The organism is Nonomuraea sp. NPDC048901 (assembly GCF_040649695.1).
Classification (GTDB): domain Bacteria; phylum Actinomycetota; class Actinomycetes; order Streptosporangiales; family Streptosporangiaceae; genus Nonomuraea.
Genome location: NZ_JBEZFW010000015.1, coordinates 179,541 through 194,523, shown reverse-complemented (window position 1 = coordinate 194,523; position 14,983 = coordinate 179,541). Strand labels below are relative to the sequence as shown.

14 protein-coding genes are annotated in these 14,983 nt (G+C 67.8%); 8 read left to right on the top strand and 6 right to left on the bottom strand.

The annotated features are described in order from the left end of the window. The first annotated feature begins 212 nt into the window (after positions 1 to 212). The gene (locus tag AB0C30_RS40970) at positions 213 to 1,040 is read left to right on the top strand and encodes a hypothetical protein (RefSeq protein ID WP_357954233.1); all 828 of its coding nucleotides are present in this window, start codon (positions 213 to 215) and stop codon (positions 1,038 to 1,040) included. A 125-nt stretch (positions 1,041 to 1,165) separates the two neighbouring features. Here the strand turns inward: AB0C30_RS40970 and AB0C30_RS40965 are convergent, their stop codons facing one another. Both AB0C30_RS40965 and AB0C30_RS40960 read right to left on the bottom strand, forming a co-directional pair. Beyond that, positions 1,166 to 1,945, bottom strand: a complete 780-nt coding sequence (locus tag AB0C30_RS40965) for a pectate lyase (RefSeq protein WP_357954231.1) — start codon at positions 1,943 to 1,945, stop codon at positions 1,166 to 1,168. A 185-nt stretch (positions 1,946 to 2,130) separates the two neighbouring features. Further along, a complete protein-coding gene (locus tag AB0C30_RS40960) occupies positions 2,131 to 2,751 on the bottom strand; it encodes a TetR/AcrR family transcriptional regulator (RefSeq protein WP_357954229.1) in 621 nt (206 codons plus the stop codon). Positions 2,752 to 2,910: 159 nt separating this feature from the next. On the opposite strand from AB0C30_RS40960, the gene AB0C30_RS40955 reads away from it, so the two are divergent. Genes AB0C30_RS40955 through uidA form a run of 4 tightly spaced genes read left to right on the top strand, consistent with a single transcriptional unit; the run spans position 2,911 to position 7,841 of the window. Continuing rightward, entirely contained in the window at positions 2,911 to 4,197 is a 1,287-nt protein-coding gene (locus AB0C30_RS40955; RefSeq protein ID WP_357954226.1) for a sugar ABC transporter substrate-binding protein, read from the top strand. A gap of 2 nt (positions 4,198 to 4,199) precedes the next feature. Continuing rightward, positions 4,200 to 5,138: a sugar ABC transporter permease gene (locus tag AB0C30_RS40950; RefSeq protein WP_357954224.1), complete on the top strand. Its 939-nt coding sequence runs from the start codon at positions 4,200 to 4,202 to the stop codon at positions 5,136 to 5,138. Between the two features lies 1 nt (position 5,139). Continuing rightward, positions 5,140 to 6,009 (top strand): carbohydrate ABC transporter permease, encoded by an 870-nt coding sequence (locus AB0C30_RS40945; RefSeq protein ID WP_357954222.1) that lies wholly within the window; start codon positions 5,140 to 5,142, stop codon positions 6,007 to 6,009. 41 nt (positions 6,010 to 6,050) lie between these two features. Continuing rightward, positions 6,051 to 7,841 carry a beta-glucuronidase gene (gene uidA / locus AB0C30_RS40940; protein ID WP_357954220.1) on the top strand — a complete coding sequence of 597 codons (1,791 nt, stop codon included), beginning with the start codon at positions 6,051 to 6,053 and terminating at the stop codon, positions 7,839 to 7,841. Here the strand turns inward: uidA and AB0C30_RS40935 are convergent. Then, a complete protein-coding gene (locus AB0C30_RS40935) occupies positions 7,838 to 8,227 on the bottom strand; it encodes a hypothetical protein (RefSeq protein WP_357954429.1) in 390 nt (129 codons plus the stop codon). The two genes, uidA and AB0C30_RS40935, sit on opposite strands and share 4 nt — an antisense overlap. Here AB0C30_RS40935 and AB0C30_RS40930 point away from each other — a divergent pair. Next, positions 8,127 to 8,888 (top strand): N-acetyltransferase, encoded by a 762-nt coding sequence (locus AB0C30_RS40930; RefSeq protein ID WP_357954218.1) that lies wholly within the window; start codon positions 8,127 to 8,129, stop codon positions 8,886 to 8,888. The two genes, AB0C30_RS40935 and AB0C30_RS40930, sit on opposite strands and share 101 nt — an antisense overlap. A 61-nt stretch (positions 8,889 to 8,949) precedes the next feature. On the opposite strand, the gene AB0C30_RS40925 is transcribed toward AB0C30_RS40930, so the two are convergent. The 3 genes from AB0C30_RS40925 to AB0C30_RS40915 all read right to left on the bottom strand — a co-directional run bounded on the left by AB0C30_RS40925 (position 8,950) and on the right by AB0C30_RS40915 (position 12,731). Then, positions 8,950 to 11,643: a M48 family metalloprotease gene (locus tag AB0C30_RS40925; protein ID WP_357954216.1), complete on the bottom strand. Its 2,694-nt coding sequence runs from the start codon at positions 11,641 to 11,643 to the stop codon at positions 8,950 to 8,952. Between the two features lie 69 nt (positions 11,644 to 11,712). After that, a complete protein-coding gene (locus tag AB0C30_RS40920; RefSeq protein ID WP_357954215.1) occupies positions 11,713 to 12,210 on the bottom strand; it encodes a hypothetical protein in 498 nt (165 codons plus the stop codon). A 44-nt stretch (positions 12,211 to 12,254) separates the two neighbouring features. Next, positions 12,255 to 12,731, bottom strand: coding sequence for a hypothetical protein (locus tag AB0C30_RS40915; protein WP_357954213.1), 477 nt, complete (start codon positions 12,729 to 12,731; stop codon positions 12,255 to 12,257). 199 nt (positions 12,732 to 12,930) lie between these two features. On the opposite strand from AB0C30_RS40915, the gene AB0C30_RS40910 reads away from it, so the two are divergent. Further along, complete coding sequence (locus AB0C30_RS40910) at positions 12,931 to 13,854, top strand: helix-turn-helix transcriptional regulator (RefSeq protein ID WP_357954211.1); 924 nt, start codon at positions 12,931 to 12,933, stop codon at positions 13,852 to 13,854. A gap of 62 nt (positions 13,855 to 13,916) precedes the next feature. Next, positions 13,917 to 14,912: a maleylpyruvate isomerase family mycothiol-dependent enzyme gene (locus tag AB0C30_RS40905; RefSeq protein WP_357954209.1), complete on the top strand. Its 996-nt coding sequence runs from the start codon at positions 13,917 to 13,919 to the stop codon at positions 14,910 to 14,912. Positions 14,913 to 14,983: the final 71 nt, after the last annotated feature.

Below are 14,983 nucleotides of genomic sequence, written 5' to 3'. Positions count from 1 at the left end.
CCTTTCGAGTGCATGGGCGATGATCTCCTTAGTGCCATTTCTCCATTCGCGCATATAGCGATTCGCTCGCTTGGGTACGCGGAGTGAAAAGTGCTTTATCAGTGGGGTGTTTTACGGGGGATTGCCGAGGAAGGCCCGTGCGGGAAATAGGCTCGATGTCCGGGTCGTTCGCGGGCTACCGTCGGAATGTCACGTCTACGGGGAGCCGCCCGATGACCAGCTCAGCCCCGCCCTGCCGTCTTTACGTGCTCGTCGCCACCGCCGCGCCCGTCGCGCTGATCATGCGTCGTGGCCCGGCCGGTTGGTGGCACCTGCTGGAGTGGGACCTGCGGCTGCGTGAAGTGAGATCCGGCGCCTGGTTTCGCGGGATGCTGTACCCGCGTCGATGCGACTTATCGCCTGACGGGCGGCTTCTCGGGTACTTCGCACTCGGGCACGGGGAGTCTCCGTGGGACACCTATTTCGCCGTGTCCAAGGCGCCGTGGCTCACCGCCCTCGCGGCCTGGCACACCGGCGGCACCTGGACCGGCGGCTGCGCGTTCGCCGCGGACAACCGGCTGACGATCTCCGCTTCGATGGCGAAGCGGCCTTTTCACGGCAGTTATCCGTACGGTGTGGTGGTGGAGGCCCTCAGCCTCGACTGGGCCTATCGGGATCTGCAGAACGAGTACAAACGCGGCTGGCGCCCCTTTGAGGGAGCGGCGCATGGGTTGCGCGCGGCCGTACTCATCGGGCGCGTCCAGCCGGGCGGCGACCGCGCCCTGGTGCTGGCGCACACCGGGACCGACTTCCAACGGCATGGGATCGAGGGCGTACAGGTCAGTTACCTGCGGGAGGAGGACGACGGCCGCCTCACGCCGTTACCCGAGGCGGCCTGGGCGGACTGGGATGGTGAGGGGCGGCTGCTCATGGCCACCCGGGACGGCGCCGTCAAGATCATTGAGCGGCGGTCCGGCGGGTGGACGCAGACCTGGTCCCACGACCTGCGCGACCTCACCCCGGACCCGACACCGTCCCCTTCCTGGGCCAGGGCCTGGTAGCCGCACCGCGCCACGCTGCGCGGATCGGGGTGCTGAGCGCGGTCTCCCGTCGCGGCGGGGGACCGCGCTCAGGGTTCGGTCGTCAGATGGAGATCCGACCGGCGCCGGTCATGTTCGATCTTCGTCTACCGGTAGGTGATGTCCGAGCTGGAGTAGATACAGTTGACGCCGTCGGCGCCGCTGCCGATCTTGGTGGGTTCGCCGCTGGTCACGCCCTTGTACTTCTCGCAGATCACGATCTTCTTGCCGGAGTCGCCGACGATCGTGATGCCGGAGAACCTGGCGGTGTCGCCGTAGTTGGTGTTGATGCCGGCCAGCGTCTTGCCCGAGTACGTGGCGGTGACGTTGGAGATGACGACGTGGCGCGCGTACTGCTTGGAGCAGTTTCCGCAGGAGCGGTAGAGCTTGCCGAAGTTCGTCACCTGGAAGTTCCTGATGTACATGGTGCCGGGGCCGTTGTGCTGGAAGACCTTGTCGCTGGCCGCCTTGGCGCCGCCGCCGTCGATCGTCATCGTCTGGGACGACGAGGTGCCCTTGAAGGTGGCGGCGTCCTCGCCGACGTCCTCCCACCAGACGTTCTGGAGGGTGCAGGTGCCCGTGCAGTGGATGCCGTCGGCCGCGGGGGAGCCGATGATGACGTTCTTCAGCACCGCGCCGTTGGCGAGCTTGAAGATCGGGCTCTGGCCCTCTTCCTGGCCGCCGCTGCCCAGGTCTCCGATGCCGTAGTAGCGGATCATCTTGCCGTCGACCGTGCCGGATACGTTGATCGTCGCACCGACGCCCTGCTGGCCGCTCGGTGTCGGCCAGGCCGCGGCGGATGCCGACGGCCCGCTGGCGATGCCGCCGGCCAAGGCCAGCGCGGCGGCCGCTACCGCCACTATCCGAGCCGGGATCGTCTTTCTCACGATTGCCTCCCTGCGGATGCCTTCGCCTGTCGTACGCGTATGTGAACGAAAGACAGGTGAGTGAATGACCGTCAATGTAGGAAAGCGCTTTCCGGTCGTCAACGAAGACGCGATCTCCGGCGCCCGGTGAGAAGGCGTCGTGGCTGGCCAGAGCATGACAAGGCTGTTTGCTGGGAGTGAAACTTTCAGTTCTGCCGCGGTGGTTCCAGTAGGTCCGCCAGCGAGGACCTCATCGCCGCGACCAGGTCCCGCCGCGGGTTGATGAGCCACTGGAGTTGAAGCCCGTCCCACAGGGCCACCAGGGACTCGGCGATACCCTCGGGGGCCCGGCTGTTGGAAACGCGGCCCGCGTCCTGGTCCCGGCGGATGGCGACCGCCAGCGTCTCGATCAATCTGTCGTACCTGTCGCGAAACCACTCATGCGCCGGATGGTCCGCAGCCGACGACTCCGCGGCCATGAGAGCGAGCAGCCTCAGCATCTCGGGGCGTTCGAGGTTCCGGCGAACGTACTGAAGCACGGCGTACGCCACACCCTGCTCCCGGCAGTCCGTGGTGAAGGAGCCGGCGTGCGCGGAATCGGCGTTCTCGAGTACGGCCACGAGAAGCGCGCTCTTGCTGGGGAAGTGATGGACGACGCTGGTCAGGCTGAGGTCCAGCTGCTTCGCGATCTCCCGCAACGACCCGCCTCGGTAGCCGCGGGCCGAGAAGACGGACGTCGCGGAGGCGACGATCTCGGCCTGGCGGCGCGCGCTCTTGGCATAGGGGCCCCGCCGCGTGCCGGGTCGGCTCGCCGTCTCTTCGGTCATGCGATCAACCCTATGGGCCCTGCGCCCGTTGCAGGGGGAATTCTCACAACCAAATTATGGCAACTGTTCGGTTTTTGGGATAACGTCTCGCTCACCCACACCACGACTTGCGGAGGAAGCGGTGGAGCTTCCCTCGGGTGGAGAGGACCAGGACCACAAATGTGCAGCTCAAGCATTGCGAAGTCACTCGTCGGCGGCCTGGCCGTCGCACTGCTCCTGACCGGCTGTGGCCGGTCCGACGCCGGCCCGGCGCAGTCCGCGGCGGCCGCCCCGATTGACGCCAAACCTGCCGACGGCGCCATCACCGTATGGGCGATGGGAACGGAGGGCGAACTCCTGCCCAAGCTCGCCGCCGAGTTCGGCAAGGCGAACCCCGGCGCGAAAGTGCAGGTGACAGCGGTTCCCTGGCAGGACTACGCCAAGAAGGTACAGACCGCCATCGCCTCAGGAGACACTCCGGACGCCACCATGGTGGGGGCGGTGGACCTCGCGGCGTTCGCGTCCACGGGCGGGCTGGAAAAGGTCCCGTCCAAGCTCGTCGACTACGACTCCTTCTACCGCGGCGCCGTCCAGAGCACCCTCTTCGAGGGCGCCGAGTACGGCGTCCCCTGGTACGTGGAAACGCGCTCCCTGTTCTACCGCAAGGACATGGCCAAGGCCGCCGGGGTCTCCGCGCCCAAGACCTGGGAGGAGTACGGCCCGTTCCTCCAGGCCCTTCAGAAGGAAGGCGCCAAGTGGGGGCTGTCGCTGCCCACCGGTGCCGCGGCGACCTGGCAGGGCGTCGTACCGTTCATGTGGCAGGCCGGAGCCCAGCTCATGAGCGAGGACGGCACCAAGTTCGCCTTCGATACGCCGGAGGCGCTCAAGGGGCTCGAGTTCTACCGGTCGTTCATCAGCTCGAAGATCACCAGCCCGAACGGCCCGGTGAGCCTGGGCGAGATCGAGCCACAGTTCGTCGCCGGGTCCACCGCCGCGCTCATCGCCGGCCCCTGGGAGGGGAGCCTGCTGAAATCCGCCGGAGGCGCGTCCTTCGTCGACGACAAGGTCGGCATCACCCCGCTCCCCTCCGGGCCGAAGTCCAACGCCAGCTACATCGGCGGCGGACAGTGGGCGGTGTTCAAGGACGCCAAGAACCGGGACGGCGCCTGGAAGTTCATCCGGTGGATGGCCAGTCCTGACGCCCAGAAGACCTGGTACGACCTGTCCGGAGACCTGCCCGCCGTCGAGTCGGCCTGGAACGAGGGCAAGCTCGCGACCGATGCGACGTTGGCCGTGTTCCGTACGCAGCTGAAGACCGCACAGCCCGGACCGAACACCACGACATGGCGACAGGTCACCGCGGTACTGGACGCCGAGTTCGAAAAGGTGGCCAAGGGCGTCTCCTCGCCGCAGGTGGCCTTGCAGGAGATCCAGAAAAAGGCGTCGGCGATCGGAACCGGGGCGTAGAGATGGCTTCTCTTGCCACCATGCGCTCCTCGTCGGGCCGGGCCTCCAGGCCGCCGCAGGCTATGTCTGGACATTCCCGGCGCACCCTGGTCGCGTGGGCCTTCTGCGCGCCCTTCATCGCACTCTTCGCCACCTTCGGCGTGTGGCCGGTGCTCTCCTCGTTGTCGATGAGCGTCACGGACATTACGAACCGGGACGTACGGGCGCCCTTCAGTGTCAACTTCGTGGGCGTTGAGAACTACACCAGCCTCTTCGGGGATCCGACCTTTCTCCGGGCAGCCCTCAACACGGTCTACTTCGTCGTCGCCGGAATCCCGCTGACGATGGTCATCGCCTTGGGTCTCGCCGTCGCGCTCAATTACGGGATCCAGCGGGCGAAGGGACTCTTCAGGGTCGCGTATTTCGCGCCCGTGGTGACCAGCATCGTGGCGGTAGCGGTGGTGTGGAGATATCTCTACGAGGAGGACGGAATGATCAACTCCGCCCTCGCCGTCGTGGGAATCCACGGCCCGGACTGGTTGAACGACCCGAACTGGGCCATGCCCGCGCTCATTCTCATGGCGGTCTGGCGCCACTTCGGCATCCCCATGGTGATCTTCCTGGCCGGACTGCAGTCCATTCCCGAGGAACTGCGGGAGGCGGCCCACATTGACGGCGCCACCCGCTGGCGTACTTTCCGCAGCGTCACCCTGCCATTGCTCAGACCGGTCACGCTGGTGGTCGCCGTGCTGCTGAGCATCGGTTACCTGCAGTTCTTCGAGGAGCCGTTCGTGATGACGAGTGGTGGCCCGCTGGACAGCACCACGTCGATCAGTTACTACGCCTTCGAGCAATTCGGCTTCGGCAACTATGGCACGGCCGCCGCCGCCTCGTACGTGCTGGTGGCCGCGATCGCGCTGCTCAGCCTCCTGCAGTTCCGTATCTTCCGAGCGAAGGCGTGATATGACCACTGCGAGCGCGAGCACCGGTGCGGCCACGTCCGGCATCGGCGTACGCATCCGACCTGCCCGCATCATGCTCTACGGAGCCCTCGTCGTCGGCCTGATCGCGACGCTGGCACCGTTCGCGTGGATGTTCCTGGGATCGGTCAAACCGACCGGGGAAATCGTCGCCTATCCGAGCTCCTGGCTTCCCCGTTCTCCGACGCTGGACAACTTCCAACTGCTGCTGTCGAAGCAGAGTTTCGGCCTGTACTTCTTCAACAGCGCGCTGGTCGCCGCGGTATGTGTCATGGGCAATCTGCTCTTCTGCTCCATGGCGGGGTACGCCTTCGCGAAGATGGAGTTCGCCGGAAAGCGGCTGCTGTTCGGCCTCGTCCTGACGATGCTGATCATCCCCGGAACCACGACTTTCGTGCCGCTCTTCGTCCTCGTCAGCAACATGGGACTGAGTAATTCCTATCTGGGATTGATTCTGCCCTTCCTCGTGACACCGCTCGGCGTGTTTCTCATGCGCCAGTTCATCCAGGACATTCCAGATTCGCTGGTCGAAGCGGCCCGGCTCGACGGTGCCGGGGAAACACGCATCTTTCTCCGGGTGATCATCCCGCTCTGCAGGCCCGCGCTGGCGACACTGGCGATCCTGACCTTCCTCGCCCAGTGGAACAACTTCCTGTGGCCGCTGGTGATCGCGCAGACCGAAGATCATTACACGCTGCCCGTAGCGCTCGCCCTGTTCTCGGTGGGCGCCAACGGCACCAACTATGGGCTGCTGCTCGCCGGTGCGGTCACCGTCGTCACTCCGATCCTGGTGCTCTTTCTGTTCCTCCAACGACAGTTCGTTCAGGGCATCGCCAACACCGGCATCAAATAACCACCGCGTGCATCACCGCGCGGAGAAAAGGAGCACCGACCATGCTTCGCCCGCAGGACGGCCCCACCCGCGAACGCCGCTCCCTGGCCGGCTTGTGGAGGTTCCGGCTGGACGCAGAGGGAGCAGGCCGCGCCGAAGGCTGGTGGCGCTCGCCCCTCGCGGAAGCCGTGGACATCCCGGTACCGGCCAGCTACAACGACATCTATCCCGACGTGACAGTCCGGGACCACGTCGGCGACGCCTGGTACCAGACGAACGTGTGGGTACCTGCCCAGTGGACAGGACAGCGTATAGTCCTGCGGTTCGACGCCGCCACCCACCGCGCGACCGCCTGGGTCAATGACACCGAGGTCGTCACCCACGAAGGCGGCTACACCCCGTTCGAAGCGGACGTGACCGCACACCTGCGGCCGGGAGCCGAGAACCGCCTCACCGTCGTGGTCAACAACGAACTGAGCTGGGCGACGATCCCGCCGGGCACCATCGAGGAACGTCCCGACGGCCGCCGGGTGCAGCGATACTTCCACGACTTCTTCAATTACGCGGGCCTGCACCGGCCGGTCTGGCTCTACACCACACCCCCGGAGCACATCAGCGACATCACCGTCACCACGACCTTCGACGACACCACCGGCGTCATCGGCTACCGGGCGGACAACACCGGGGAGACGGACTCGGTCCGCGTCTCGCTGCGCGATGCCGCGGGTGCCGAGGTGGCCGCCGCCACGGGTGCGGTCGGCACGCTGCGGGTGCCCGACGTACATCCCTGGGCACCCGGCGACGGCTACCTGTACGAACTCGAGGTCACGCTGCTCAGCGCATCCGGTGAGGTCACTGACAGTTACCGCCAGCCGGTGGGCGTACGCACGGTGGAGGTGCGCGGGAAGCAGTTCCTGATCAACGGAACCCCCTTCTACTTCAAGGGATTCGGCAAGCACGAGGACGCGGCGGTGCGCGGCAAGGGGCACGACGACGTGCTGATGGTGCATGACTTCGCGCTGATGGAGTGGATCGGCGCGAACTCCTTCCGCACCTCGCATTACCCGTACGCGGAGGAGGTTCTCGACTACGCCGACCGGCACGGCGTCGTCGTCATCAACGAGACGGCGGCCGTCGGGCTCAACCGCAACATCGGCGGCGGCGTCTTCAGCTCCGGCGAACGGGTGCTCACCTTCTCCCCGGACGCGGTCAGCGACGAGACTCGGCGCGTCCACCTGCGGGCGCTCCAGGAGCTGGTGGCGCGCGACAAGAACCGTCCCAGCGTCGTGTTGTGGTCCGTGGCCAACGAACCCGACCACGTCCAACCCGAAGCGCGCGACTACTTCGCCCCACTAGCAGCGGAAACCCGCCGCCTCGACCCGACCCGGCCCGTGGCCTACGTCAACGCGCTGCTCGCGCCGCCGGACCAGTGCGTGGTCACCGACCTGTTCGACGTGGTCCTGCTCAACCGTTACTACGGCTGGTATTTCGGTCCCGGCGATCTGGAAGCGGCCGAGACCGCGCTGGAGACCGAACTTCGGCAGTGGGCGGCGCTGCACGACAAGCCCATCGTCATCACCGAGTACGGCGCCGACACCTACCCCGGCCTGCGCAGCGTCGTGCCCAACCCGTGGACCGAGGAGTATCAGGCGGAGCTGCTCGACGTGTATCACCGGGTCTTCGACCGGGTCGACGCGGTGGTGGGCGAACAGGTGTGGAACTTCGCCGACTTCGCCACCACGCCGGGCGTCTTCCGCGTCGACGGCAACAAGAAGGGCGTTTTCACGCGCGATCGCCGCCCCAAGACGGCCGCCTTCCACCTGCGCGCCCGCTGGCGCAAAGACGAGCCCTAATAGTCGACAGCCTCGGGTGCCGGGCCGATTCGGCGCGCCAATTCCTCTTCGTCATAGCGCACGTCTATGCCGTGTTGCTTCATCACCGAGACGAGTTTCTTCAGCGGAATGTGAATATCGGTGTGGCCGACCTCCTGCCACCCCAGGTTCGACCCGTTGTCCGAATCCGCGGACATGATCATGAAAGGAACCTTGGCCCATCCTATTTCCGAGCACATGATCGCACCTCCGTCCGAGGTGGTGCCGCACTTGTAGATACGTACCCCTTGGAGGAAGTCGCCGGGCATGCTGAGCCTCCGAAGTGCGCCGACGTCGCGGAGTGCCACGTTGGTGGCAGGCTCCGGCGTACCCGGACGCCGACCTCGGAATACGATCACCGCGGTCAAGATAGTCAAGATCACATGGGGCCAGGCCTATGGACCGCCCTCACGACCCCCCTGCGCCGTCGTCGCGAAAATTCGGATGCTCGCCACGGACCAGTGCTCTACTGTCCGGGAAATGAATCTTCGCGATGAGCGGCAGGGCGACAGAGAACCCGTGCGGACGGTGCATCTGCAGGCGTTCGGCGACCACGGAGCCCTCGTGGCCGACCTCGTGGATACCCTGCGCGGCACGATCACCCCTGACACGGGCATCTCGCTGGTGGCCGAGGACGCCGGAAGGGTCATCGGCCACATCATGTTCACCCCGAGCCTGCTCGACGCGCCGCGGCGGCTGGTCGAGGTGCAGGTTCTCAGCCCTTTGGCCGTGGCGCCCGAATATCAACGGCAAGGCGTCGGATCGGCTCTGGTCCAGCGCGGTCTGGAGATGCTCGCCGAACGCTCTGTCCCCCTCGTCTTCCTCGAAGGCGACCCGGGCTATTACCATCGCTTCGGCTTCCAGCCAGGGGGCGTCCATGGTTTTCGTCGACCATCCCTGCGCATTCCCGACGCGGCCTTTCAGGTGATCCAGTTTCCCGCGTACGAGCCATGGATGATCGGGACGTTGGTCTACTCGCAGCCATTCTGGCAGCACGATGCCGTTGGTCTCCGTGACCCTGACAACTAGGTCACAGCCCCAGGCGTTGACGTGATCTTCACCTCGCCGACGCGGCTGGATCGGGAGTCCGTCAGGGTGGGCAGAGGGCCGTGAGGCGGCGCAGGTGGAGGGCGTACGCCTGGGGGTCGCCGTCGGCGATCGCTTGACGCATCGCCAGTGCCTCGTCCGTCATCACCGGATGGGTCGAGCGGTCGGCCGCGTCCAGAAGCGCGAGAAGGGTGGCCCGCGCCTCGTCCTGACCAGGTGTGCCGGTTGGCAGGCGGCGGAGCAGGGCGCAGGCTTCCAGGGCCGCTGGATCCAGTCGGAGGGTGGCGGGCGGTGGTTCGGGAGGTATTCGTACGGTTTCTGGGATCCACAGCACGGTCAGGGCGGCGACGGCGATGGCCAGAGGCACGATGGGTGAGATGTCGGCGGCGGGAGCGGTGGGGGAGGGGCGCCTGGACACGACGGACGCGGCTCTGGCCAACCAATGGACGACCAGGGCGGCGACCAGGGCCGCGAGGGAGCCGACGACAGTCACCTGTCCGAGCGGGAGGCGCACCGCGGACAGTGATACGTCCCACGCGCAGGGACCGGGTCTGAGACTGAAGGCGTCCAGGCAGCCACCGAGTACGCCGGTCGACGGCATGACGAGCGCGCCGACGGCGCCGGTGAGGAACGCCGCCATCATGCCCAGGACGACGGCGAAGCGCTGCCGCCTGAGAGTGACCACGCAGGCCACGACGGCGGCCGCCACCGCCTGCAGCAGTATGGCGAGCGACACCTGCCAATGGTTGAACAGCAACGCGAAGCCGGGCAGGGCGCGCTGCGCCGGTGTGTACGCCTGGTGAGCCAGGAAACGGATGGCAAGCAGCGACGCCGCGTACGCCAGCGCCGCGCCCACGCCCGTCAGCACCGCCGGCCGGATGGCAGCGGCCGGCCGGGCGAGCACGAGCGGCGGGCGGGTCAGGCTTGTGAGGCGGGTCAGCCAGTCCGGGCACCCGTGGGCCGGCGGCCTGACCAGCCACGCGCCCAGCGGAACGGCCCAGACCCCGACCAGCACGGCCGCGATCACCCCCTGCCGCGAGAAGTAGTGGCTGAGCGGATGGTTCAGCGTCAGCCACAGCCACCAAGGCCCGGCCCGATTCACCGTGGCGGTGCCGTTCAGCCCGCTCGCCTGGAGATAGTCGCCCGCCGGCAACTGGGAGAGATCCGGCACCTCGAGCGCCAGGAGTTGGACGCCGAACCAGCACGCGAACAGGCAACTGGCCGCCACGATGATCGGCACCACGGCGACACCGATCGGCACCCTCGCGATGACGGGCAGCCACGCGGCCGCCGTGGTGGCGATCCACCGCACGATGAGGCAGGCGCACGCGACGGTGACCGCCGCCGAGCCCAGCCAGAGCAGGGGGGTGATGTCGCCCGTCCCACTCCAAGATCCGGTGATGGCGCTCGACGCTGACAGAGGTTGCCCCAGCACCAGGCCGAGCCCCAGCCCGAGCCCCACGTACGCCAGCCGGGACCGTGCACGCCCCCTGACCGCCCGGTACGCCGACCAGCGCCAGACGGCGACGGCCACCACGCCCATCGCGAGCGGCGCGAACAGCAGCGCCGACAGCCACCGGTTGACCAGCGCGTCGAGCCGGGGTACCGCCAGCCAGAGCAGGGTGGCGAGGTTGCCGTACACGATGGTCGTCGCGAGCCCGGCGCCGAAGGACTCCCAGAAGCCCGGCGTGAAAACAGCCTCCGGATCCCGCAGCAGCCGCAGCCGGACCTGCGGCTCGAAGTGCCGCCGAACCAGCCCGCCCCACGGAAACGGTCCGCGCCACGGAAGCGGCCCGCGCCGTGAAGACAGTCCGCTTTGTGGAGGCTGCCCGCGCCACGGCGGCAGCCCGTGCCTCGAACCGCCGCTTGGGGGATCGTCGTGCTGCCGACCGCTCAGGACGGCCTCAAGGCCACCCGCCCCGCCCTCCCACCTGGCGGCGCGCACGTCGGCGTACGTCTCGCGCGATCGGAGGACGGCGTTCCGGGTGAAGTAGACCACGGCGAGCAGGAACAACAGCCGCCAGACCACCCCCAGGGACGCCCCATCCGGCTCGTCGGCCAGGCTCACCGTCACCGGCACCAGAGCGACGATCACGAAGGCCCGCCAGAACGCCACCGTCAGGTACGTCCTGTCGACGTCGGCGTTGCGCAGGTGAGCGAGTTCGTGCAGGACGATCGCGCGGAAGGCCGTCCTGTCGGTGGTCAGTTTCATGACCAGACCGGCGTCCAGGCCCAGGTAGCGGCGGCCGTAACGGCCGAAGGCGACCCCGCCGACGGAGCCGGTCAGCCGCCACAGGTACGTGGGGCGCCGCGCGAGGCCCGCGACGGTCACGAGGTCGTTCAGTTCGCATACGTGGTCTGGAGCGTCCTCAGCCCGCAGGGGCCGCAGCCCGAGCCGGCGGATCCGCCAGGCGGGCAGGTACCAGTAGATCAGCCCGGCCACCAGGAAGAGCAGCGCGAGCCCGCCCGCCACCCAGACGGCCTTGGCCTGCTCGTACGGCGCCACGCACGCGAGGAACCGGCCGGCGACCGCCCCGATGTCCGAGCCCTCGGTCCCAGGCGCGACCTCCCAGCAGCGCGAGTAGGTCCGCTCCTCGCTCGCGCCCTGCGGCGACAAGCTGAAGTAGAGGATGTTGAAGGCGAACACGCTCGCACCGACGATCGAGCCCATCAACAGCACAAATCGCAGCGCGGTCTGAGAAGGCACGGCGAAGGGATCGAGCGGGCGCTCGCTCATGCGCCCAGGCTTTCGAGCGGGAGCCTGTTCATGCGCCGAGGCTTTCGGTGGGGCCGAGCGGGAGCCTGTTCATGCGCCCAGGCTTCCGATGACGGCGTCAGCGAGCAGTTCGGCCTTGTCCTCCGGCAGGTCCATCTGGCGGGCCTTTTCGAGCGCCGTCATGCGCACCCGGGCGAGCTGCTCCGGGGTCAGCTCCGGGACCGGCGGCAGGGCGTCGTTCTCGGCCTCGGCGGTGCGGCGCAGCAGAGCGCGCATCGCCCGGCGCAGCCCATCCTTGCCGCGATCGGTCACCACACGGGCGACGTCCTGCGCCAGCTGGTCCAGGATCGCCGAGACGACAGGGAGTACCACGGGCGTCAGCAGGATGACCGCTGACTCCAGCCCGAACCCCAGCATCTCGTCGCGTCCTGCCCGCCCGGCCGGGAGACGGCCGCCCCGGTCGAAGTAGACCGTCGCCACCATCGGGAAGAGCGGCAGTTCCTCAGGAGCGGCGCGTCTCACCGTTTCGCGGGCGATCTCCTGAAGCAGATCGCGGTCCGCAAGACCGAAATCACCGATGCCGTTCATCTCCGTTCCACATTTCGCACAGACGTTTCATCTTCGACTCGGGATTAGCAATCCTGAACATAGCTATAACCGCTCAGGAAAAGGGTCCGATAGGGATAGCCAAAACCGGCCGGATCCTGGCAGCCCTGCCATGACCACGACTCCCGCCGAGGGGCGGTGTTGGGAATGTAGAAGGTCATCTGAGTTCGCTCGACGACGACCGTGCCCGCCCATCGCAGCCCGCCTTTGGCGATGATCAGATCTCCCTCGGGGCCGAGGGTGACCGAGCCGTAGGCGGTGCCGCCGGACGTTCCGCCGCTCCAGGTCCCCTGGAGCTCAGCGGGTACGGCCGACCTGGGAAATGCCTGCTCAGGCTGTACGGGAACGTTCGTCCGCACAGTGGGGACGTTCGTCCGCACCGTGGGGATGTACGAGCCGCCGCCCCCGTCGCCGGGACCACCGCAGGCGCTCGTCGCCAGAACTGCGGCGCACGCGAGCGCCATTCCGAGCCGTACACCGTCGGCGTGCCTGGACCGCCCCACGCTCCGCGCGTGAAACCCGTCAGAGTGGTCTATTTCAGCATTTATGCGTATTCCTGGTGTCGCCCCTGCTTTTCCGCTGAACCGCGACCGAATTGTCTGCCGCGCCATGATTCACCCTCCCCTTTCCCCATATTCTGCGGACCGGATCCGGCGTCGCGGAATACGCTCTTTGACGTAGTCCGAGGGGGAGGAGGCGGACATGGGCCGCTCATTGATGAACCCCATGGAGCTGAGCTATCAACTCGGCGACCTGCCCGGCCGCGACGCCTATTTGGCCGCCGCGGCCGCCTGCCTCATCTCCGCCCTCGACGGCGATGTCGCCGGCTGGAACAATCTCGACCTCTCCGCCCACTCGGTGGAGCTCTGGTTCGACCCGCCGGACGCCGAGATCTCGATCGATCTGCTCGCCGCCGTCATGGACGAGCACCCTCTCGTCCGCCACTACCTCGACCACCCCGGAGACGTCTCCCCGAGACGGATCAGCGACTGTCTCGCCGAACGCGCCTGGCGGTCGCACCGCGTCTACCGCGAGCTGTTCGTCCCGATGCAGGCCCGGCACCAGCTCGCCATCGTCGTCGGTACGTGGCTGCCGTCGGGCGGCCGCGGATGGGCCGTCAACCGCACCGGCCACGATTTCAGCCAGACTCAGGTGGAGGTGGCGCAGGCGCTCCAGCCGGTTCTGACACTGCTCGACCGGATCTACACACCGGGAGCGCCAGGAACGCTGGGAACACCGGGAATGCCCGGCGCGCCAGGAACGCCTGGAGCGGCGGGAATGCCTGGAGCAGCGGGAATGCCTGGAGCAGCGGGAACACCGGGAACACCGGGAACACCGGGAACGCCGGGAGCGCCGGGAGTAGCGGGGGCACTGGAAATGCCGGGAATCGCGCCGGAATGGGACAGCGCCCAGCGCGACGAGATGCGGCTGCGCGCCGGCCTGACCAGCCGCGAACTGGACATGATCACTCTCGTCGCGAGCGGGCTCAGCGCGCAGCAGATCGCCTGCCTGCGCCGGATCAGCGTCCGCACCGTCCGCAAGCACCTGGAGAACGTCTACCGCAAGCTCGGCTGCCACGACCGATTGCTGGCCGTCAACCGCGCCCGCCACCTCGGCCTGATCTGACCCGTCGGCCGCCCCGGCGCCTTTCACCCATGGCAGAACATTGTTCTGTATTGTTGTTGCCTATGACGGACATATTCGACGACCTCAAGGCCGAGTACGAGCAGTTGGACGCCGTCCTCGCCGGTCTCACCCCCGCCGAGTGGTCCCACGCGTCGGCCGCCGAGGGCTGGACCGTCTCCGACGTGGTCCTCCACCTCGCCCAGAGCGAGGAACGCGCCGCCGCCTCGCTCGCTGGCGAGGACGTCACGATCAGGCGCAGGCCCGCCGCCGACGGCGTGCCCGGTCGGGAGTCCCACGGTGCTCCCGGTCGGGAATCCGACGGTGCTCCCGGTCGGGAATCCGACGGCGCTCCCGGTCGGGACGGTGGCGCTCCCGGTCGGGAGTCGGGCGGTGTGCTCGGTCGGGACGGTGGCCCTGCCGGTCGGGACGGTGGCGCGTCCGGCGGCGAGTCCGGCGACGGTGTATTGAGTCGGGAGCCCGTGACCAACGGCGCCTCCGGTCGGGAGTCCGGTAGAGGCGAGTCCGGTAGAGGGGTGGATGCGGCGGCGGACGCCAGGGTGGCCGCTCAGCGGGGTATCGCCCCCGCCGATCTCCTGGCCCGCTGGCGCAGGGCCGCTTTCGCCATTCCCGACGCCCTACGCGCCCAGCCCAAGGGTACCCGTCTGTCCTGGGTGGCCATCCCGCTGTCCCCGGCGACCCTGGCCACCACCCGGCTGGCCGAACACTGGGCCCACGCCTACGACATCACCGCGCCCCTCGGCATCCCATACCCCGACACCGCGCGCCTGCGGCACATCGCCTGGCTCGGCCACCGCACCCTGCCGTACGCCTTCGACGTCGCGGGCATCGAGGGTGGGCCCGTCTACTGTGAGCTGACCTCACCCGACGGCGAGCTCTGGCGCTTCGGCGACCCCGCCGCCGCCTCTACCGTCACAGGCCCAGCCGCCGACTTCTGCCGTGTCGGCGCCCACCGCCTGGCCCCCGCCGACTCGACGCTGAAAGCGACGGGCCCGTACGGCGCCAAGGCGCTCGCCGTCCTGCGCAACTACGCCCTCTGACGGCTCTCGTCAGCGACTTCCACGACTGACTTCCATACCTGGGAGCGATACCACCGCACGGCCGACGGAGC